A 21,940-nucleotide genomic window follows, 5' to 3' on the forward strand; every position below is an offset into this window, starting at 1 on the left:
TGAAAGTTTAAAGATGAAAAGTATTAGAATAAATTTCAACCTTTGTTTTACTTCAACGTTCAATCATCCTACTTCCGGTCTCAAATCTCAAATCTAACTTCTTATATCTCAACTCATGGCAGGAAATTCTTTCGGACAAGTATTCAGAATCACCACTTTTGGAGAATCACACGGTGCAGCAATTGGTGTAATAATTGATGGTTGCCCTCCAAATATTTACATAGATGAGGCTTTTATACAATCAGAATTAGATAAACGTAAACCCGGACAATCACGTATCACTACCCAGAGAAAGGAAAGTGACGAGTTTCAGATCCTGTCGGGGATATTTGAAGGAAAAAGTACCGGTACTCCCTTAACTTTCTTAATTCCGAATGCTGACCAGAAATCGAAAGACTACGACCATAATAAAGATATTTTCCGTCCTTCACATGCCGATTATACGTACCAGCAGAAATACGGAATCCGCGATCACCGTGGAGGCGGACGCTCTTCGGCAAGGGAAACAGCTGCCCGTGTAGCTGCCGGAGCCGTAGCAAAACTTGTTTTAAAACAGGCGGGAATTGAAATCTTTGCGCATGTTTCCTCTGCGGGAAAAATTGATTCGCCCAACCTGGATATAACGTCCATTGATGAACTGACAGCAATCCGCGAAAGCAATATTGTACGCTGTGCAGATCCGGCAACAGCGCATCAGATGATCGAACTGATTGAAGAAGTACGTAAGGCGGGTGATACGATTGGCGGCAAGATCTCCTGTATTATCAGGAATTGTCCGGTCGGCTTGGGCGAACCGGTTTTCGACAAGCTGCATGCCGACCTTGGAAAAGCCATGCTGAGTATCAATGCAGTACATGGTTTTGAATATGGATCCGGCTTCGCCGGCAGCGAAATGCGTGGCTCAGAGCACAACGACATTTTTACTCCCAAATCAGAATTATCCGAAGTAAGAACACTCACCAACTTTTCCGGCGGTATTCAGGGTGGTATTTCCAACGGCATGGACATTACATTTAAAGTCGCTTTTAAGCCGGTGGCTACCATTATGCAAAATCAGCAAACGGTAAATATTGACGGAGAAGCGGCAGAGATAAAAGGTAAAGGCCGCCACGATCCCTGTGTTGTACCGCGTGCCGTTGCCATTGTAGAAGCAATGGCTGCCCTGGTAATTGCAGATCATCTCCTTCGTAACAAGGCTATTAATATTTAAAAGAAAAAGATTAATAGGCTACAATAAAATATCAAAATAGCTGTTTTAAAGAGAAAAGAAGGAAATAGCTGCCATGAAAATCTTACATCTAATTAAATTACCCGATTTTATCAGTAACAATTTAAAATTAAGCTGGATCGTTTATTGGTTTAACCGCTAATTACTGCCCATGAAAAAGTAGTTAGCGTCGCTCACATCCGGCAAGGTGCTTAACCCTTCCAAATGCTTCAACTAATTACTACCGGCGACGGCTCGAAAACGTTATTTAACCCTGAAATAGGCGAAAATTATCATTCGAAACACGGCGCACTGCAGGAAAGCCGACATGTATTTCTAAAGTCCGGACTCGTCTTTTTTCTTTCGGCCAATCCTGTTAAAACTGTTCATGTCCTGGAAATAGGATTCGGAACAGGATTGAATTTTCTCCTAACGGCAGAATATTGCACTCAAAATCAAATCCAACTCCACTACACAGGCATTGAAGCCTTTCCGTTAAGCGAAACCCTTATAGCCGCTACTGATTACAACCAGTATATTTCTCCGGAAATATGGGAATCTTTTCTGCATATATATCCTGATTCTTTAACCCGGCAGCAGAATTTAAACAACTGCGTACAACTTCAAATTGCGCATACCTCCTTACTGAACTTTAAAAGCCACAACTTTTTTGATGTGCTGTATTTTGATGCCTTCGCGGCCGTGCATCAGCCCGAGATGTGGACAAACGAAGCCCTGAGCAGCGCATGCACCAATTTAAAGAAAGGTGGAGTATTTGTTACTTACGCGATAACAGGCAACCTGAAGCGCAGCATGAAATCCCTGGGCTTTGGTATTGAAAAGGCACCCGGAGCCCCCGGAAAAAGAGAAATGCTGCGGGCAACAAAATTATAAATCCTTGTTTTTTAAATTAAAAAATTCCCATATTTAGAATATTAATTAAAGAGTATGATTATAAGAAAGAATTTCCTTGTAACTATTGCGCTGCTTTCCGCTGTAGTTTTAGGTACTGCGGCCACCAGTCCGGCACCCGACGAAAAACACGAAGGATACAAAAACCTGAAAGTTTTACCAAAAAACATTACAGAAGACCAGATGAAAGAGGTGATGAAAGGCTGGAGTAAGGCTTTGGGGGTAAAATGTAATCATTGCCATGTGCAGCAGAAAGACGACCCGAAAAAGCTGGACTTCCCCAACGATGCAAAGCCCGAAAAAGACATGGCCCGTTCCATGTATAAGATGACCATGAAAATAAATAAGAAATATTTTGGCCACGAAAAGCATGAAGGCGAAAAGGCAGTGATGGAAGTATCCTGCAACACCTGCCACCGGGGACACGATGAGCCGGAGAAATAGAAAGATTGATATTTAATAACAGGCCTGTACTTCCAGGCCTGTTTTGTTAGACTATTAACTGTAATTATTAAGGAAATATACGCAGTTATGCGTAAAGCCAATCGTTAGCGGCAAGTCTAACCAAACACAACCAAAAAACCAAGCACCCTACTACCCAACTTTTGGACTTCTCACGACAATAACTTTGGACTTTTCAAGAAAGCTAAATGGATATTTTATGCTCAACTTTGCAGCTTAAAATAGATACAAGATGGCATTATTAGAAGATTTAAGATGGCGTTACGCTACAAAAAAAATGAACGGGCAAATCGTTCCGCAAGAAAAATTAGACTATATACTGGAGTCAGCAAGATTAGCACCTTCTTCTTCTGGATTGCAGCAGTATAGGGTTTTTGTCATTAAACAAGGTGAAAAACTTAAACAACTCAACGATTTGGTTTTTAAGAATTTCCCTTTTAATCAAAACCAAATTCTATCTTGTTCTCATATTTTGGTTTGGGCGGCTTTTTCTGAATACACCTTCGAGAGGGTAAAAACGCCACTTACCCAATCAGCAATATTTCGTGGTCAACCCGAAAACCATTCGGATGAATATATCCAAAGACTTTATACGCATTACGAATCATTCGATAAAAATTGGCAGGAAAACCATTGTGCTAAACAAGCTTATTTGTCTTTTGGCATAGCTCTTATGGCTGCTGCCGAGCAAAAGGTAGATGCTACGCCAATGGAGGGTTTTGACAAGATAAAAATGGACGAATTTCTTGGGATTGGTGGTGATTCAGGTCTTAAAAGCGTACTAGCAATGCCTATAGGGTACAGAGATGAAGCCAATGACTGGTTGGTAAATCTAAAAAAATGGAGAGTCTCCAAAGAGGAATTTGTAACCGAAATACTGTAATCCGATGCAAACAAGGAAATTAGGAAAAAACGGACCGGAAGTTTCAGCTATATCAATAGGAACAAGCTGGGGAATAAACAGCTTATCAGAATGGCATCAAGCTAAAAAACAATTAAGCCAAACTTTGCATCAGGCAATAGATGCTGGAATCAATTTTATCAATACCGCTGATTTTTACGGTTGTGGAATCAGTGAACTTACAATTGGTGAAGTCATTAAAGAAAGAAGAAAAGACGTTTTCATCAGCGTTAAAACAGGAGCTGTCATCAACGCACACGGACATTTTACAGGACTGGATGGAAGCCCAAAAGCGATAAAAAACTATTGTGCCTATTCACTCAAGCGTTTGGGGGTAGATGAGATTGATTTGTACCAGCCTTGCCGTGTTGATCCTCAAGTTCCTATTGAGGAAACTGTTGGAGCAATTAAAGATTTGATTTCTGAAGGAAAGGTGAGATATTTAGGACTATCTGAAGCAAATGCAAAGCAATTACAGCGGGCTAATAAAATACATCAAGTATCAACATTGGAAATTGAATATTCATTAGCAACTCGGTTTATTGAAAATGAGATTTTACAAGTTGCAAGAAACCTGGGTACTGCTATAGTTCCATATTCTGTATTCAGTTATGGTTTACTTACGGGTAAGATGAAATTTCCTTTACCTGAAAATGATTATAAAAATATGTTGCCTCGTTTTGAAAGTGTAAATTTGAAGCATAATTTAGAATTGGTAGAAAGGCTGAAAGATATTGCAAAAAGTAAAAATGTCAGTGCCAGCCAAATAGCATTGGCCTGGCTTTTAAATCAAGGTGATGACATTATTCCGATTGTTGGAATGACAAAACCTGAACGGATAACAGAAAATACAGAAGCACTACAAATTAATTTCACAAACAGTGAGCTTCAACTATTAAATGAAACCTTTTGCGAAGGAGCATTTAAAGGAGAACGTTATCCACCAGCCTTTTTATCCTGGGTTGCTTCTTAAATCAGAACCGCAAAATGAGTTTAGATAAAACATTAGAGTATGTAAATGCTGAAATTTCGGGAGAACACTTTATTTCAGAACACACTTTCTTTTATATCAAAAAAGGAGAGACAAATTGTTATGACGGTAACAAAACATTTGTTTTCAAATCGGGTGAGTTTGGTCTCATCCGAAAAAATCGTCTTGCTAGATACAGCAAGAAAAAAACAATTAATGACATAGAAACAGTATTTATCCGATTTGATGAAAAATTCCTTAAAAGCTTTCAGGAAAAACACAAAATCCCAACAGATTTATTCAAGTACGATAACACATTTATACGACTTAGTTCAAATGATCTGTTGCCCATTTTTATTGATTCATTATCCCATCTTTTACATCAAGGAATAATCAGGGAACCTTTTGCAGATGTTAAGCGTGAAGAATTGCTTTTAATTCTTTTAGAAAAACAACCTGAATTAGCCGGTTTAGTTTTCGATTATAGCATTCCACAGAAAATTGATATTGAAGAATTTATAAATAAAAATTTCAAATTCAACGTAAGCGTTGAACGTTTTGCATTTTTGACAGGCCGAAGCTTATCCGCATTTAAGCGTGATTTTAAAGCCATTTTCAACGAAACGCCAAACCGTTGGTTAGTAAAAAAACGTTTGCAAGAAGCCTATTTTCTCATTGAAAAGAAAAAACAAAAACCATCTGACATTTATTTAGAATTGGGTTTTGAAACATTATCCCATTTTTCTTATGCCTTCAAAAAGCAATTTGGTGTGACTCCAACAGAAATTACCGGAAAAGAGAAAGAGACCAGCCGCTAACAAGGTATTGCCAAAAGCGGGGTTGAAGGAATACTATTGAACTTTTGGCTATATTTGAATTATGGTATTTCTATTGAAATTCAGTGCTAATAATCCCCGCCTTCGGCAATACCCAACCCGTTAGTTGAAAGTTTAAAGACTGCATCACGTTTAAGTTCATTACACCTAAGACCGAATGATATATTTTTTTCTCATTGAAATTGGGCTTCTAGCTACGCCAATCCTCGCTTACCTTCTTTATAAAAAGTTTTCAATCAACAAAAATATAATCGCCTGGCTTCTTGGCTCACTATCGGTTTTAGCATTATGCTGGTTTTTTGATATTTCATTTAAAGGCGACACCTTAGACTTTGTACTGCCGATCTCTTTATACATAAGCTATTGTTACTTGATGTTTCACCTATTTCAGCTAAAAAATAAACTCGCGAAGTTTTTTGCTTGTTTTGTGGCCGCTGTACCTATTCTTGCTGGTTATTTGGTTGCAACGCTAGGTATATTAGGTCTGATGATGGTTAGCCTAGACTTTGAATCTGAAAGGACAGTCGATTTAGGCAATGATAGCTATTTTCGAGAGTATGGGCATGGAAACGCGACAACCGATGATGGAGGTTTGAAAGTTGACGTCTATAAATATTTACCTTGGTTTCCGTTACTTGAAAAGAGGATATTTTCGAAAAGATTGAGCTTGATGCGGTACGAAACCAGTAATTTGAACATAAAGTTGACGACAAGTGGCGATCAATACAATATTCGCATATACTCGAATGACTCTCTTCAGATCGACACTACCGTCAGAAGATGAAAACCTACCGCTAACAAGAGCTTGTAGCTATTGCTATGGTCGTGGTTTATGTAAATTCAGATCTTTCTAGTACTTTAGATCACGCTTGAAACTGTACTGCTTTCAATTACGCAACAGCCACAAGCCGTTAACCGTTGTGCGCATTGTAAAGACCCCATCACTATCCTGAACTATCTCCTTGAAACATCAATTTTTAAACCACCGGAATATATAAAAATTTCCTATCTTGACAAAGTTTGTAAAAATAGATAGATTTAAGAGTATTTATTTATATATATTTGACAAAAATAAACAGGTTGCATGAGTGGTTCAAGCCCTATTCCGACAGAAAAAATAATAGAACGCTTACGTTACGAAAATCCGTGGTGGATAAATAAGCAGATATCTGAAGCATACAGCTCTATGTCAAAACGCTTATATTTCAAATTGTTTTATCCATATGTAATAGAAAAAAACATACGAAGAGCATTAGTGCTAATGGGACCAAGGCGTGTTGGAAAAACAGTAATGCTTTTTCACAGCATAGAGCAGTTAATAACTGACAATGTCAATCCACAAAAGATATTCTTTATAGGTATAGACAACCCTATTTATGTGCATTTAAGTTTAGAAGACATTTTAAATTTATGTAAACAGGCACTTAATCAAAATAATTTAAATGGCTGTTATGTGTTCTTTGATGAAATCCAATACTTAAAGGATTGGGAAAGACATCTTAAAGTGCTTGTGGATTCATTCCCTGAAACAAAATTCATTGTTTCAGGCTCCGCTGCTGCTGCTCTAAAATGGCACAGCACAGAAAGTGGAGCAGGTAGATTTACAGATTTCATGCTACCTCCACTTACTTTTCAAGAGTATATCCATCTTAAAAAGATGAATCACTTAATGTACGATGGTAGCATTACTTACGGAGAAAAACAAATGCCTTATTGCCTTACTCACGACATAAAAGCATTTAATAGGGAATTCATTCACTATTTGAACTTCGGAGGTTACCCAGAGGTAGTTTTATCAGAAAGGATACAGAGTGACATGGGCAGGTACGTTAAAAACGACATTGTTGACAAAGTATTATTGCGTGATTTACCTAGTTTATATGGAATAAAAGACGTTCAAGAATTGAACCGATTTTTTACTTATATCGCCTACAATTCGGGGAATGAATTTTCATATGAAACTATGAGTAGAGAAAGCGGCATACAGAAAGATACACTCAAAAAATATTTAGAATACTTAGAAGCAGCATTTCTCATTAAAGTATTAAACAAAGTTGATGTAAATGCCAAACGTTTAAAGAGAATTACAAGCTTTAAAGTTTATTTAACCAACCCCTCATTGCGTACAGCTTTATTCTCCCCTATTTCTGAAACAGATAATGAAATGGGAAACTTAGTAGAGACAGCAGTATTGTCACAATGGATGCATCGAGAGAAGTTAGACCTAACTTATGCCCGATGGAAGGATGGACGATTTGAAGGCGAAGTAGATTTAGTTTTAGTCGATGACAAAAAATATAAACCTGTTTGGGGCGTAGAAATAAAATGGAGTAACCGATACTTTGAAAAGCCTCAAGAATTAAAAAGCTTGATTCAATTTTGTAAAGCCAATTCATTTGAAAAATCTTTGGTAACCTCAATCGACCAAACTGGAGTAAAGACGATAGATAATATAGCATTTTCATTTTTACCTGCATCTATATACAGCTATAACATAGGCGATATTACATTGAAAATGAAGAATAACATATAACAAATGAACAACGAACGCACAACACGGGTTTTGCGTCAGGCGGGCTGATGTGCAAAACCTGGAGCTTTGTGCTTCTGTTTAAGTTCAGTGCAGGTTGACAGTTTTGTGCTCCGAAACCCGCCCGAACGCAAAGCCCGAACCGTTATTTTACCGCCCTCAAACCCACATGAAAAAACTTAAATATGACAACTAAAAACTCGCTTTATTCTGATCTGAAAGTTGTTAAAGAATTGGTTTATGATAAATGCGGCTTCGGATTATCAAACCTGACACTGAATTCAGAATCTGTTGAATATGGCGCCTGTTCATTTGAGCTTGACGGACAGAAAATTGAACACAGAGTTTCTAAAATCACACCTGCAAAAACAGGGCAATTTGTATCTATCTGGAAACGAAATAAAAAAGGAGTAACTGAACCCTTCGACGTATCAGATAACATTGATTTTATTGCAATTACATCTAAAAGCGGCGACACTATCGGACAATTTATTTTCCCGAAATCAGTGCTTGCGGACAAAGGAATCATCTCGCAAAACGGAAAAGGCGGAAAACGTGGAATCAGGGTTTATCCTTCATGGGATGTTACTGCCAACAGGCAAGCAGAAAAAACTCAAATCTGGCAAACAGCATATTTTTTGATAATTAAATGCGACACCTCTGTTCATCTTGACTTAGCGAGAAAAATACTCGGTAATACCAGCAAAAACGTATAGGAATTGCGATTTCATCGCACATTACAAATGTAACTCAAAACCATCCGCGTTATAAACGCGGACGACGAAAGCAATTTCTGTATACCTTAGTGTTAAGGCAAGTGACGGAGAAATAATCCGCCACAGCTTAAGCATTAAACGTTAACAATCAATAACTTCATCGTTCTTGAACAAGTAACTAATTCGATTTTACAACAGCTAACAGAAAAATAACTGGCAAATGGAATTCAACCCCAATAATCCTATTGTTCAAATCTGTATCCGGGGTATGGATATGGAAGAAAAAGGTAAACCTGAAGAGGCCGTCAAGCTATTTCTGCAAGCCTGGAACGAGGCCACAAACGACTTTGAAAAATATATGGCTGCCTTTTATGTTGCCCGTCATCAAAAAAGTGTTTCCGATAAATTAAAATGGCTCGAAACAGCTCTACAACTTGCCTTAAACGTAAACAGCGACTCAGTTAAGGGCGCATTATCGTCCCTGTATTTGAATATCGCCAAATGCTCCGAAGACCTGGGCGATCCTGGCAATGCAAAAATAAATAACGAATTAGCAATTTCGTTTAGGGACAAACTGGCCGACAAAGGCCCCTTTTATCACGGAACGAAAGCAGATTTGCAAATTGGCGATTTGCTTACAGCAGGAGGAAAATCTAATTACAAGTCGGAAATTACAATGAATCATATTTATTTTACAGCCCTGGTTAACGGAGCCGGACTTGCTGCGGCTTTGGCTAAGGGTGAAGGCCGTGAACGTGTCTATATCGTTGAACCGACGGGTAGCTTTGAAAATGATCCGAACGTTACAGACAAAAAATTTCCAGGCAATCCCTCACGTTCTTATCGAAGCACGGCTCCATTGAAAATCGTTGGAGAAGTAACAGACTGGGTAAGACTAACGCCCGAGGAGCTCAAAAAATGGCATGAAAAGCTGGCAAATAACAAAGGAGAAATTATCAATTAATTTTCTAAACACCCATACCTTCCTAAAGGTACCCCCATGCTTTCAGATTATAAAAAGCTGCTGTTTCAATGGGAACAATTAAAAGATGGAAGGCATAGAGCTTAACCTTAAAATAGATGGCTGAACCAAAATCACGAATAAAAATGTAACCTGATAGGTTTGATTTAAGATGAGAACTAGTAAGAACCTCGCTTTTATCGCAAACTAAAAACATATAGCCTCAAACTTCCTGCTTATAAACAGAGTGGTTAAGGCGGAAACATCCATGCAAAAAATTTAAGGATCTCAATCGGCCACGCTGTTAATAGATTCAGCTATATATCTGATGTTATTTCAAGAGTTCTCTTAAGCATCTCCGCCGTAGGGGTTTTAACTTTCCCACCCCTGTCGTTAATTTTACGGGCTTGTTTATAAGTATCAATAAAAGCTTTACTGGCACTTAGCCCTTCTACCAGGCTATCTAAGAGATCAAGGTTATTTCGGGCCTCCTTGAAAAGCGTATTAAGTGTTTTTGTTATCACACTCCGCATGTCTCCCACTTTGTCACGTTGAGCTGTTAAAGGTTTGTAAGCATTAATCGCAGACTGCAACTCTTCCAGTATTTGTTGAGTAACCTGGTAAGCAACTACTTGTTCCTGATGCTGATAACCCAGGCCCAGAATATCCTGACAGGTATAAACAAGCATTTCCTCTTTCATTCTGACAAATGCAGATCTGGAGAAATTTACCCTCTTTTCCAGTACTGGGTTCTTTGTAACTTTAGCATATGAGGTCAGTTTAAGCGCCAGAGAAAAGGTAAGTTCAATCAGTTTCGTCTGCTGCAGTTCACGCTGCTCAGTGTATCCTATAGTACTGTTTTGCTGCTGAGAGAGGCCCGACGCTTCTATATTCCGGATGTTGTTCTGAAAGTTGTTAAATATCTGAACAATTGGTTCAATAGTGTTCCATGCAGAGCTGAATTGGTAGAATGACGCTGCAACCGCTTTATACATACTTAAGGAATTGAGTTGACGTTGGTTCATGGAATTTTAATTTATAATTAAATATATTAAAAATAAAACAATATCACTATACAGCTACACGATCAAGCAGTTAAGATTGTGTTCTCTATAACGGAAGTTATTAATATTGCTTTGTCTCCAAAACTCTTGTAAGCGGCTACCCGATGCAACTTATATAAACAAGCCTTATTGATATGTGAATGGAGATTAAAAACATGTAAACAGCCTTGAAACTAATCTTACTGGCATGTAAATAAACATTGAACGCATGTAAATGGACATTGATGGCATGTAAATTGGCATTAAACGCATGTAAATGAACACTGAGCCATGTAAATGAACACTGAAGCTATGTAAATGAGAATTGATGGCATGTAAATTGGCATTGAACGCATGTAAATGAACACTGAAGCTATGTAAATGAGCATTGAAGCTATGTAAATGCGCATTGAAGGTCGGTAAAAGGTTATTTAATCCTTTATTGACCCTTAACTCCTATTTTACTTGTTGTTCAGCCCGTTCTTATCCTTCTTTTCAATGCATCATCATATTTGTTTCAATCTGCTCCAGCGATTTTCCTTTTGTTTCGGGCATCAGGCGCCATACAAAGATCAGCTGAAGGATCATCATGACGGTAAAGAAAAGAAAAGTATATCCGCCACCCAGTTTTTCGGAAAAATACGGAAAACTGAACGCGATGGCAGCAGCCATGATCCAGTGTGTAAAACTGCCGAGGGTTTGACCTTTGGCACGAACTTCATTCGGAAAGATTTCAGAAATGAATACCCAGATAACGGCACCCTGCGAGAAAGCGAAGAAGGCTATAAAAAGCATCAGGTAAACGGTAATAGCATAACCGGAGAAATCGCCGGAAAAGAAGGTTTTGGAAACCATTGCCAGAGAAAAAATTAAACCGAATGTACCGATAAACATTAAGGTACGGCGGCCAATCTTATCAATGAAGCCGATGGCAATAAGGGTAAAAGTAAAATTAACAAGGCCGATTCCTACGGTAGATAACAACGACGTATGCGCTCCCAACCCTGCCATTTCAAATATCCGCGGCGAATAATAAATAATGGCATTAATACCCGAAACCTGGTTAAAAACGGCAAATAATACAGCCAGTGTTACAGGTAATTTATACTTTTTTGAAAGCAACGTTTCCGACACTTTATTTTGATGCATGCTTTGGTGTGATTGCTGTATGGCAGTCAGCTCCTGCTCTGCATTGAGCGAATTTATGCGGGTTAAAATTCCGAGAGCTTCGGTTGTTCTTCCTTTATGCAGTATAAGCCAGCGTGGGCTTTCGGGTATAAACCGGATCAGAATCAAAAAGATAAGTGAAGGCACAGCCTGAACTCCAAGCATCATGCGCCAGGCATCTTCGCCGGTTTGTGCTATCAGGTAATTTGATAAATAAGAAATCAGTATCCCCAATACAATATTAAACTGAAACAAAGCAACCAGCCGGCCCCTCGAGTTTGCCGGAGATATTTCGGAAATATAGATGGGAGCGGTAACTGACGACACGCCCACACCAATACCGCCTAAAAACCGGAAAAGCAAAAACACATACCAGTGCGTTGCAAGTGCTGTCCCCAATGAAGAAAGCAAATAAAGCGCTGCCACGCCGTAAAGCGTTTTCTTCCGTCCGATTTTATCAGACGGGATAGAGCCAAGCAATGCACCGATCACCGTTCCGATCAGAGCGATGGAAACAGTTAAACCATGCTCAAAAACGCCCAGCTGCCAATATTGCTGAATTGCTTTTTCGGCGCCCGATATTACTGCGGTATCAAACCCAAAAAGGAAGCCGCCAAGGGCCACAACCAGCGACCAGGCGAAAACGGAATTATTTTTCATACAAATGGTTTATAATGGTATCGTTATCTCAAAACTACTTCCCGAACGAAAGTTCTTTTTGAAACAGCTTCACATATTTCCGGCGGTCAAACTTGTACAGCTTGGCTGCCCGGTAAGATACGCCGCGTTGCTTCTCGTCCAGCTCTTTTAAAATACCGTAATTAAGCATTTTTTTCCTGAAGTTCCGCTTATCTAACTTCGTATTCAATATCACTTCATATAAATGCTGCAATTGTGTAAGCGTAAATTTTTCCTGCAGCAGTTCAAATGCAATAGGCGAATAAAAAATCTTCTTCCGGATCTTCTGAAAGCTTTTTTCAAATATCAGGGTATGGTCAAAAGCCAGCTTCGGAAGATCATTAACAGGATGCCAGAAAGCCTTTTTTGCAAAAGACGAATGCGGACGCAGCTCTTTTTTGCCGTTTAATCGGATCATGGCATAATAAGCAACGGTTATTACACGCCCCTGCGGATGGCGGTCAACCTCACCGAAAATATGGAACTGCTCCATATAAATATCCCGGAGGCCGGTAAGTTCAAACAGGATACGCTCGGCTGCCTGGTCAATTCCTTCATCAGGGTTCACAAAATTCCCCGGTAAGGCCCACCAGTCTTTATAAGGTTCTTCGTTACGTTCAATCAGAAGAATTTTTAATTCTCCCGCATCGTAAGCGAAGATGACACAATCTATAGTAAAAACCGATTCAAATTTTGGCAAGCTTAATTCCAAGGTGCTGAGATTTTTTGTGAAAATATAACTGAATGTACAAATCTGAAAGAAATAATTAAAATAATTACTTAGTGTAATCTGCACACATTATATTTGTAACAATAAAACCCGCAAATAAGTGTCTGAAATAAATAAAATTGGCGTTTTTACTTCGGGAGGAGATGCTCCGGGTATGAATGCCTGTATACGTGCAGTAGTAAGAACCAGTATATTTCTGGGTAAACAGGTAGTTGGTATACAGCAGGGCTACCAGGGAATGATAGAAAGCAAATTTATTGATATGGACGCCCGTTCTGTCTGCAATATCATTCAGCTTGGCGGTACTATTTTAAAAACTGCCCGTTGCCTTGAATTTCGCACTAAAGAAGGCCGTGAGCAGGCTTTTCGTAACTTAAAGGCTAAAGGTATAGATGCGCTGGTAGCAATCGGCGGCGACGGTACTTTTACCGGTGCCGAGCTTTTATCACGCGAGCACGATATTCCCGTGATCTGCATCCCCGGAACTATTGATAATGACTTGTACGGCTCTGATTATACCCTCGGTTACGATACCGCTACCAATACGGTGATTGATGCAATAGACAAGATACGTGATACCGCAGCATCACACGACCGTTTATTTTTTATTGAAGTAATGGGACGTGATTCGGGATGTATTGCCCTTCATGCAGGAACTGCAGGCGGTGCAGAAGCAATTCTTCTTCCCGAAAAAGAAACTGCAATCCCTGACCTGATTACCAAACTGGAGCGTGGTGCAAACAGCAAAAAAACATCCAGTATCGTAATCATCGCCGAAGGAGATAAAAATGGCGGAGCTTATAATGTAGCAAAAGCGGTAAAGGAGAAACTGGATTTCTTTGATATTAAAGTTACCATCCTGGGGCATTTACAGCGTGGCGGAAGTCCTTCCAGCTTCGACCGTGTTTTAGGAAGCCGTATGGGTTATGCAGCTGTAAAAGCGTTGCTTGCCGGCGAAAACCGTAAAATGGTAGGATTAAGAAGCAATGAAATGAAGTTAACCGACCTGGAAGAGTGCCTGAATAATCATTCGTTCAAACTGGAGGAAGACCTTCTTGAAATGTCAACCATTTTAGCTATTTAATGATTGCTGTTATATATAGCGGATCAAGGCATGCAGACTGGAAATTATCAGAAAAAGGACAACTTGTTTCTGAATTTAAAACGGTTGGGATAAACCCTTATTTTAACGACGAACGCTTTATCCTTACCTTATTAAACAAAAACATCCACCTTATTAACAATGCCGAAAAGATAAAACGGATTTATTTTTTTGGTGCCGGGGCTTCTTCAGAAGACCGGAAAAAAGTAGTTGAAACAGCTCTGGGCAAATTCTTCCGCTTTGGAAAAGTATTTGTAGAGCACGATATGAAAGCCGCCGCCCTGGCAACCTGCGGAGAAGACCGCGGAATTGTAGCAATAATCGGCAGCGGTTCAAACGCAGCATATTATACCGGAAAAAAGATCCGGGAAAACAATTACGGATTAGGGTTTATTTTAGCAGACGAAGGCTCATCTAACTGGATGGGCAGGTACCTTCTTAAAAACTTTTTGAACGGGACCATGCCCGTTACAATCGAACGAAAGTTTACTCAAAAGTATCACCTTGACCGTAAAAATGTGCTGGATAAAGTTTACCGCCAGCCACAGCCGGTGCTTTTTTTAAGCTCATTTATAGAGTTTATTAACGAAAACAGATCGACGGACTACATTAAAGATCTGGTGATGAAAGGATTTAATGACTTTTTTGTGAAATATATTATTCCCTTAAATGAAAAATATCCGAATGTTCCTGTTAATTTTGCCGGAACAGTGGCTGCCGGATTTCAGGATTGGATAAGGGAAGCAGCCGCGAACCACAACCTCGAAATAAACACGATAGTTAAAGAACCTATATATAACGTATTAAATTATTATTCGAACAAAAACTAATAAACATGAAAGTAGGAATTAATGGATTCGGTCGTATCGGCCGCCTGGCATTCAGAGCCGCCTGTGAGCGTAATGATATAGAAGTTGTAGGAATAAACGACCTGGTAGAGCCTGATTATATGGCTTATATGCTTAAATATGATTCAACTCACGGCCCCTTCAAAGGAACTGTTGAAGTGAAAGACGGACACCTGGTGGTAAACGGAAAAACTATCCGTGTTACTGCAGAAAGAGATCCGGCTAACCTTAAATGGAACGAAGTTGGTGCAGAAGTGGTTATTGAATCTACAGGATTATTCCTAACTCAGGCCGATGCTCAGAAACACATTCAGGCAGGTGCTAAAAAAGTAGTGATGTCTGCTCCTGCAAAAGACGATACTCCGACTTTTGTTATGGGTGTAAACCACAAAGAATTAAGAGCAGATCAGAACATCGTTTCAAATGCGTCATGTACTACTAACTGCCTTGCTCCTATTGCAAAGGTATTAAACGATAAATTCGGAATCGTTGAAGGTTTAATGAGTACAATCCACGCGGTTACTGCTACTCAAAAAACAGTTGACGGACCTTCAGCTAAAGACTGGAGAGGCGGACGTGGTGCTTACCAAAACATCATCCCTTCATCAACAGGTGCTGCTAAAGCAGTGGCACTGGTTATTCCTGCGCTTAAAGGAAAATTAACCGGTATGTCTTTCCGTGTACCTGTACCAGACGTATCTGTAGTTGACTTAACTGTGCGTTTAGAAAAACCTGCTTCGTATGCAGATATTAAAAACGCGATGAAAGAAGCTTCTGAAGGCGAACTAAAAGGAATTTTAGGTTATACTGAAGATGAAGTTGTATCTCAGGATTTCTTAACTGATCCCCGCACTTCAATTTTTGACGCGAAGGCAGGAATTGCTTTGAATGATAACTTTGTAAAAGTAGTTTCTTGGTACGATAACGAGTGGGGATATTCTAACAAGATTATTGACCTTGTTGCTCATATCGGAACATTGCAATAAGCATTTAAATATTGAAATTAAATACAAAACCCTCCCGAATCCGGGAGGGTTTTGTATTTATAAAACCGTATTTCCTAATCTTCATTTTCCTTCTTGTCCTCTTTGCTCTTTAGTCTGCCGGCCTGTTTCAGCGAGTTATGCAGCATCCATTCTATTTGTCCGTTTACGCTTCTAAATTCATCTGCGGCCCATTTCTCAATTGCTTTCATCGTTTCAGCATCAATCCGTAATGCAAATGATTTTTTCTCTGCCATAATTTACTGATGTAAAGTTCCTGTATTTACTACAGGCTGTGTTTCCCGGTCGCCGCAAAGTACAACCATTAAATTGCTAACCATCGCCGCTTTCTTCTCCTCATCCAATTCAATAATCTGCTTGTCCGAAAGAAGGTTTAATGCACTTTCAACCATGCCAACTGCCCCTTCCACAATTTTATGCCGTGCGGCCACAATAGCAGAGGCTTGTTGACGGCGAAGCATGGAGTGTGCAATTTCGGGCGCATAAGCCAGATATGCAATTCTTGACTCAATGACTTCTATTCCTGCAATATCCATTCTTTCCATAATTTCATTTTCCAGTGCTTTATTTACGTCATCGAAATTTGTACTTAAAGTAATGGCTGCTTTTTCATCTTCAAAATGATCATACGGAAAACTGCCCGCAAGTTTACGTACCGCAGAATCTGTTTGCACCTTTATAAACGTTTCATAATTATCAACTTCAAATGATGACTTGAAGGTATCTTTAACTCTCCATACTAGAATCACGCTTATCAGTATCGGATTCCCCATTTTATCATTTACTTTTATTTTCTCGCTTTCAAAGTTTCTGGCCCGCATTGAAATAGAAATGGTCTTGTAAAACGGATTTATCCAGAACAATCCATTCTGGTTGATACTCCCCTTGTAATCGCCAAAAAGCAGCAATACAATTGCGTTATTCGGGCTCACTATTACCAGCCCTTTAACCAGTAATACAAAAAGTACTGTAAACAATGCACCCAATGCTTCATAATGGTTTATAAAACACCCTGCAATAAGAATCAGAATAACAGCGAGAAATATTACTACAGAATATCCATTAAAAGGAACTACAATTTTTTCAGTTTTCATAACAATATTTTATTGATATCAATTTGATATCAAATATAAAATAAAATTCAGAAAAGCAATTGAAAAAATAGTTTAAAAATGAGCTTCAAATAAAACTTCTTCCGGATGTATTGTTTTATACTCAATAAAAAAACATTCTTACATTTTTTTGGTAAGTTTATTATTCATTCATCTACCTTATATGATAAAAACATCCGCACTATTATCCATAGTAATAACGTTGTTATTACTATCATTTACAGCTTTTTCTCAAACCACACCAATAACAGGGCGAGTAGTTGATATAGGTACGGGCCAGGCACTTTCTGAAGTTTCTGTATCTGTAACAACAGGTGATAAAACAACGGGCACACAAACAGCAGAAAATGGCCTTTTTGTTTTAAATGTACCTGCTCCAAAGCCCTTTAAACTGATTATTTCTCATTTAGGTTATGTTACCGAAGAACGTGTAATTACAGAAGATATAAAGAATCTGATTATTGAACTGGAACCCGAAAATATATTAGGTCAGGAAGTAGTAGTATCCGCTTCCCGGATCCCTGAAAGAATACTGGAATCGCCGGTTTCTATTGAACGTTTGGGTCCGGAAACTTTCAGACAAACGGCAGCTCCTTCATTTTATGATGCAATTTTCAATTTAAAAGGAGTTGAAATGAGCACGCAAAGCTTAACTTTTAAATCGATAAATACACGCGGTTTTAATGCCAATGGAAACACCCGCTTTAATCAGTTGGTTGACGGAATGGACAACCAGGCTCCGGGCTTGAATTTTTCAATAGGTAATATTGTAGGATTGTCTGACCTGGATATTGACAACATCGAACTTTTACCCGGAACATCTTCTGCATTATATGGAGCAGGCGGAACTAACGGAACCTTGCTAATGACATCAAAAAGCCCTTTTTCTTACCCGGGTTTAACAGCACAGGTGCGGATGGGACTGACGAGGGACAACGCTGTATCGCCGGATATGTCAATAAGATATGCAAAAGTGATAAACAAACGGTTAGGGATTAAAATTGCCGGCTCGTACTTGAATGCCAAAGACTGGGAAGCAACGGATTATTCAAATTTCAACCGATTATTAAGAACTGCAAAATCAGGCGATAGGAATACCGACCCGGCTTACGATGGTGTAAATGTTTACGGAGATGAGCCTAATCTCAAATTTCCGACATTAAATCAGATTGGCGCAACTGTAAAAGCACAGTCAGCACAAGTTCCTCCGGGATCACTAAGCGAACCGGCAAGATCAATCATTGCTGCTTATGATAATGATTTATTACCTTCATCAATAGTTACCAGAACCGGATATTCGGAAAAAGACCTGGTAGATTACGATGCCAAATCAATAAAAACATCAGCAGCTCTTTATTATAAAATTACAGATTCTACCCAGGCTATTGCTGAAGTTAATTACGGTATAGGCACTTCTATTTACACCGGCAGCGACCGGTATTCGCTACAAAACTTTAATATAGCGCAGTATAAATTAGAACTGAAAGGAGAAAACTTCTTTGTCAGGGGATATACTACACAGGAACGTTCGGGTGATGCGTACAATGCCACACTTTTAGCAAGTTTGATAAATGAAAGCTGGAAGCCGTCGCAAGCATGGTTCAGTGATTACACAGCTGCTTTTGCAGCATCGAGACTTAATGGCGCATCAATAGAACAAGCCAATATTGATGCACGTTCATTTGCAGATTACAGCAGGCCGCAGCCTGGTACCGCTGCATTTAATTCGTTAAAAAAGAAGATTTCAGAAACAAACATCGGTCCTGAAAACGGGGCAAGATTTAACGACCGGTCTAACATGTACCATTACGAAGGAATGTATAACTTTTCCAGTCTGTTAAAGAATAAACTGGAACTTTTAGCCGGAACTTCTTACCGTGTCTATGCTTTAAATTCAGACGGCACCTTGTTTGATGATCTTAACAGGGATATCAGGATGAATGAATACGGAGCGTATACGCAGATTGGAAAAAAGTTCGGTGAACGGCTAAAACTTACCGGTTCAATGCGTTACGATAAAAATGAAAATTTTGAAGGGCGGTTAACTCCGCGGATTACCGGTGTTTATACGGTAGCGCCTAATAAAAATATCCGGGCTTCCTACCAGACAGGTTTCAGGAATCCAACTACGCAAAACCAGTATATTGATCTGGCTGTAGCAGGTAATTCTATCCGGTTAATTGGCGGGCTTCCTGAAATCATAAAAAAATACAATCTTTATACAAACAAGGCCTATACAGATCAAAGTTTCCGACAGTTTCTGGCAACAGGAAACCCATCCAGTCTGCAGGAATATACATTTGCGGCTTCGGGAATTCAGCCGGAACGTGTTCAAACTTTTGAGTTAGGATATAAGGGGCTTTATAAAAACAATTTGTTAATTGATTCTTATATCTATTCCAACATTTACAAAAACTACATCACAGGGGTAGAAGTTTATCAGAATCCAACTCCCGGAAGCCCTACAGGTTTGCAAAATGCTACCCGTTTTAATGTTCCCGTTAACAATACTGGACGTGTCACTTCATGGGGAATGGCTTTAGGACTGGATTACCGGTGGAAAACCTCAAGTTTAAACGGTAATGTCTCTTACAACAAACTTTCAAACATCCCCGAAGGCTATTTCAATGATTTCAATACGCCTGAAGTTCTTTTAAACCTTGGATTTTCAACCCGGGAAATCGGTAAAAACATTGGTATTTATTTTAACTACAGGTGGCAAAGTTCGTACTACTGGCAGTCTCCCTTTGTAAGCGGCGATGTGCCGTCTTTCGGCACACTTGATGGCCAGATAAGTTATCGGATTCCGCTTTATAACTCTACTATTAAAATAGGAGGATCTAATTTATTTGACAAATCTTACCGGACTTCATACGGAAACCCCTCAATTGGAGGAATGTATTATATAAGCCTTTTATTTGAGCAATTTTTAAAATAACTGCTACTGCAATTTAAAGGTAATTGGTATAGTGCACAAAACACGTACTTTTTCTCCCCCATTCTCACCAGGAACCCACGAAGGAGCATTTTGCATTACCCGCAATGCTTCTTCGTCACACCCCGCTCCTATTCCTTTAACAACAGAAACATTTGTAATCTTTCCGTCCTTTTCAACTACAAAAGTTACCAGGACCCTTCCGCTTATCCCTTCTTCACGGGCAGCTGCAGGATAATTTAAATTGGTATTTAAATACTGCACAAACGCTGCCGACCCGCCACCATATCGTGGTTTCTTTTCTACCGAAGTAAAAATTCTGCTTTCTTCGGCGGCCTTCTCCACTTCTTCTGTTTTTGCCGGGGAAATAAACGCAGGCTTTAAATCCTTATGAGGCACTTCATTTGCTATAAAGATATTTCGGGGAACTTTCCTTTCCTCAGACTTTGTATCACTGGCAATTTTTTCCGTTCTGGAAGCATTTTCTTTTTTATCGTCTTTTTTATTTTCTGACTTTTTTTCTTCTTTCGGAGAAGTAATAGAAAAACTGGATTGCGGTATCTTTTTTATATAATCGTTCTGTGGCAGTTTCTTTGCCAGGCTCACAGGGTCTGGCATATCAGATTTTGAATCGAAAACAATAGGATCAGTTTGGTATGCCGGATTATCGAAATTGTTTTCCATCAAAAAAACAGCTGTTATCCCCACAATTAAAACTCCACCAACGGCAATGCCCTTGTAATAGTTAACAAAAGGATTGGCATGCCAATGGAATTTTTCCTTGTCCTTCCGAAAATCAAATGTGTACCTCAAAAAATCTCTGAAAGTAACTGCCCTGCTTCCCTGCATTTCAAACATTCGGAGCTGATGATCAAACTCATCCCTTTTCAATTCGTCCTTTAAAACAAAATATGCCTCCTGAATGTCTTTGAAATATTCTTCAAACAGGCTGTTTCCGGGATTAAGATCAGGGTGGTATTTTTTAGATAATCTTCGGTATGCACTTTTAATTTCAATAGATGAAGCATCGGTATTTATTTCCAGTATATCGTAATAGTTTTTCATAGATATATTAGCGTTAACTTAAGAAATAGCCTTTTAGTATAGATGTTTTCCCTGTCTGGAAATATTAACGGTAAAATGATAATAAATATAACAAATACACTTATTTTGACCATGTATTTTTGTAAGAAAAAACAGCGCTTTTTTTACATACAAACCAATTAAACCACACCCGGAAATAGTAGAGGGCTGATGGCAAAAAGCTAATTAATTTTAAAATTATAGCTGCTAAAAGAATAGCTGCAGTATGTATAGCGGAATATATAATAGTTAATAATTATATTGCGTTAGTAAATTATATTAAATGAAAAGGACTTCTATAGTAGTTTGTTGTATGTTGCTTTGTTCGTTTGCATTCGGGCAGAAAAAGAAATTTACAGGAACATTTAGCAATGGTTATAAGGGAGCCAAGATCTCTTTTACTTTAAGTGATGATAAAAAAAAGATGGAGGATGTAACTTTTGACGGCTACTGGAGATGCGGATCATCCATTGAGCACATTACTGCAGGCCCTGAAAAGAGCGTTCCGGTTAATAACGGACAAATCAATGGTATTATAACAGAACCTGAAGGAGGAGGATCATCTGCGTTCAGGTTCGAAATTACAGGGGCAATTAAAGGAAACACGGCTTCAGGCACATTCAGAATGAGCATTACGGGGTTGGGTTGTGACACTTATGAACTAAAATGGACTGCTGCTACCAAATAACAGCGATATTAAAATAACATCTATCTGATCAACAAAAAAATCAGTAATTCATATA

At 39.0% G+C, this 21,940-nt stretch carries 21 protein-coding genes; 15 read left to right on the forward strand and 6 right to left on the reverse strand.

What is annotated here, in order from left to right:
* Positions 1-115 precede the first annotated feature (115 nt).
* From aroC to arr, 10 genes are all read left to right on the forward strand, one after another.
* Positions 116-1,210, forward strand: a complete 1,095-nt coding sequence (gene aroC, locus ACLCDL_RS04425) for a chorismate synthase (RefSeq protein ID WP_423147064.1) — start codon at positions 116-118, stop codon at positions 1,208-1,210.
* Between the two features lie 222 nt (positions 1,211-1,432).
* A complete protein-coding gene (gene mnmC2 / locus ACLCDL_RS04430) occupies positions 1,433-2,101 on the forward strand; it encodes a tRNA (5-methylaminomethyl-2-thiouridine)(34)-methyltransferase MnmC2 (protein ID WP_423147065.1) in 669 nt (222 codons plus the stop codon).
* 54 nt (positions 2,102-2,155) lie between these two features.
* Positions 2,156-2,563 (forward strand): c-type cytochrome, encoded by a 408-nt coding sequence (locus ACLCDL_RS04435; protein ID WP_423147066.1) that lies wholly within the window; start codon positions 2,156-2,158, stop codon positions 2,561-2,563.
* A 250-nt stretch (positions 2,564-2,813) separates the two neighbouring features.
* A complete protein-coding gene (locus ACLCDL_RS04440; RefSeq protein ID WP_423147067.1) occupies positions 2,814-3,464 on the forward strand; it encodes a nitroreductase family protein in 651 nt (216 codons plus the stop codon).
* A 4-nt stretch (positions 3,465-3,468) separates the two neighbouring features.
* The gene (locus ACLCDL_RS04445) at positions 3,469-4,455 is read left to right on the forward strand and encodes an aldo/keto reductase (RefSeq protein ID WP_423147068.1); all 987 of its coding nucleotides are present in this window, start codon (positions 3,469-3,471) and stop codon (positions 4,453-4,455) included.
* A gap of 14 nt (positions 4,456-4,469) precedes the next feature.
* Complete coding sequence (locus ACLCDL_RS04450; protein ID WP_423147069.1) at positions 4,470-5,270, forward strand: helix-turn-helix domain-containing protein; 801 nt, start codon at positions 4,470-4,472, stop codon at positions 5,268-5,270.
* 175 nt (positions 5,271-5,445) lie between these two features.
* A complete protein-coding gene (locus ACLCDL_RS04455) occupies positions 5,446-6,072 on the forward strand; it encodes a hypothetical protein (RefSeq protein ID WP_423147070.1) in 627 nt (208 codons plus the stop codon).
* Positions 6,073-6,372: 300 nt separating this feature from the next.
* A complete protein-coding gene (locus ACLCDL_RS04460; protein WP_423147071.1) occupies positions 6,373-7,821 on the forward strand; it encodes an ATP-binding protein in 1,449 nt (482 codons plus the stop codon).
* A gap of 182 nt (positions 7,822-8,003) precedes the next feature.
* On the forward strand, positions 8,004-8,534 hold the full coding sequence (locus tag ACLCDL_RS04465) for a MepB family protein (RefSeq protein ID WP_423147072.1): 531 nt from the start codon (positions 8,004-8,006) through the stop codon (positions 8,532-8,534).
* Between the two features lie 538 nt (positions 8,535-9,072).
* On the forward strand, positions 9,073-9,498 hold the full coding sequence (gene arr, locus ACLCDL_RS04470) for an NAD(+)--rifampin ADP-ribosyltransferase (protein WP_423147343.1): 426 nt from the start codon (positions 9,073-9,075) through the stop codon (positions 9,496-9,498).
* A 314-nt stretch (positions 9,499-9,812) separates the two neighbouring features.
* Here the strand turns inward: arr and ACLCDL_RS04475 are convergent, their stop codons facing one another.
* The 3 genes from ACLCDL_RS04475 to ACLCDL_RS04485 form a co-directional block, all read right to left on the reverse strand.
* A complete protein-coding gene (locus tag ACLCDL_RS04475; protein ID WP_423147073.1) occupies positions 9,813-10,520 on the reverse strand; it encodes a hypothetical protein in 708 nt (235 codons plus the stop codon).
* Positions 10,521-11,033: 513 nt separating this feature from the next.
* The gene (locus ACLCDL_RS04480) at positions 11,034-12,365 is read right to left on the reverse strand and encodes a sugar porter family MFS transporter (RefSeq protein WP_423147074.1); all 1,332 of its coding nucleotides are present in this window, start codon (positions 12,363-12,365) and stop codon (positions 11,034-11,036) included.
* 34 nt (positions 12,366-12,399) lie between these two features.
* Complete coding sequence (locus ACLCDL_RS04485) at positions 12,400-13,083, reverse strand: NUDIX hydrolase (RefSeq protein WP_423147075.1); 684 nt, start codon at positions 13,081-13,083, stop codon at positions 12,400-12,402.
* Between the two features lie 130 nt (positions 13,084-13,213).
* On the opposite strand from ACLCDL_RS04485, the gene pfkA reads away from it, so the two are divergent.
* From pfkA to gap, 3 genes are read left to right on the forward strand one after another with little or no spacing between them, the layout of a single operon-like run.
* On the forward strand, positions 13,214-14,197 hold the full coding sequence (gene pfkA / locus ACLCDL_RS04490; RefSeq protein ID WP_423147076.1) for a 6-phosphofructokinase: 984 nt from the start codon (positions 13,214-13,216) through the stop codon (positions 14,195-14,197).
* Entirely contained in the window at positions 14,197-15,045 is an 849-nt protein-coding gene (locus ACLCDL_RS04495) for a hypothetical protein (RefSeq protein ID WP_423147077.1), read from the forward strand. The genes pfkA and ACLCDL_RS04495 overlap by 1 nt, the downstream gene beginning before the upstream one ends.
* Before the next feature lie 5 nt (positions 15,046-15,050).
* Entirely contained in the window at positions 15,051-16,049 is a 999-nt protein-coding gene (gene gap / locus ACLCDL_RS04500) for a type I glyceraldehyde-3-phosphate dehydrogenase (RefSeq protein WP_423147078.1), read from the forward strand.
* Between the two features lie 74 nt (positions 16,050-16,123).
* Here gap and ACLCDL_RS04505 read toward each other — a convergent pair whose 3' ends face one another.
* Positions 16,124-16,303, reverse strand: coding sequence for a type II toxin-antitoxin system antitoxin (locus tag ACLCDL_RS04505; protein WP_423147079.1), 180 nt, complete (start codon positions 16,301-16,303; stop codon positions 16,124-16,126).
* Positions 16,304-16,306: 3 nt separating this feature from the next.
* Positions 16,307-17,161 (reverse strand): SPFH domain-containing protein, encoded by an 855-nt coding sequence (locus tag ACLCDL_RS04510; RefSeq protein WP_423147080.1) that lies wholly within the window; start codon positions 17,159-17,161, stop codon positions 16,307-16,309.
* 181 nt (positions 17,162-17,342) lie between these two features.
* On the opposite strand from ACLCDL_RS04510, the gene ACLCDL_RS04515 reads away from it, so the two are divergent.
* Entirely contained in the window at positions 17,343-20,117 is a 2,775-nt protein-coding gene (locus ACLCDL_RS04515) for a TonB-dependent receptor (protein WP_423147081.1), read from the forward strand.
* Positions 20,118-20,120: 3 nt separating this feature from the next.
* Here ACLCDL_RS04515 and ACLCDL_RS04520 read toward each other — a convergent pair whose 3' ends face one another.
* Complete coding sequence (locus ACLCDL_RS04520; protein ID WP_423147082.1) at positions 20,121-21,179, reverse strand: TonB family protein; 1,059 nt, start codon at positions 21,177-21,179, stop codon at positions 20,121-20,123.
* A gap of 301 nt (positions 21,180-21,480) precedes the next feature.
* Between ACLCDL_RS04520 and ACLCDL_RS04525 the strand changes: the two genes are divergently transcribed.
* Positions 21,481-21,885, forward strand: a complete 405-nt coding sequence (locus ACLCDL_RS04525; protein ID WP_423147083.1) for a hypothetical protein — start codon at positions 21,481-21,483, stop codon at positions 21,883-21,885.
* Positions 21,886-21,940: the final 55 nt, after the last annotated feature.

The sequence above is a fragment of the Rubrilithobacter danxiaensis genome (assembly GCF_047272945.1).
In the GTDB taxonomy this organism is placed as follows: Bacteria; Bacteroidota; Bacteroidia; order Sphingobacteriales; family Sphingobacteriaceae; genus Rubrolithibacter; species Rubrolithibacter danxiaensis.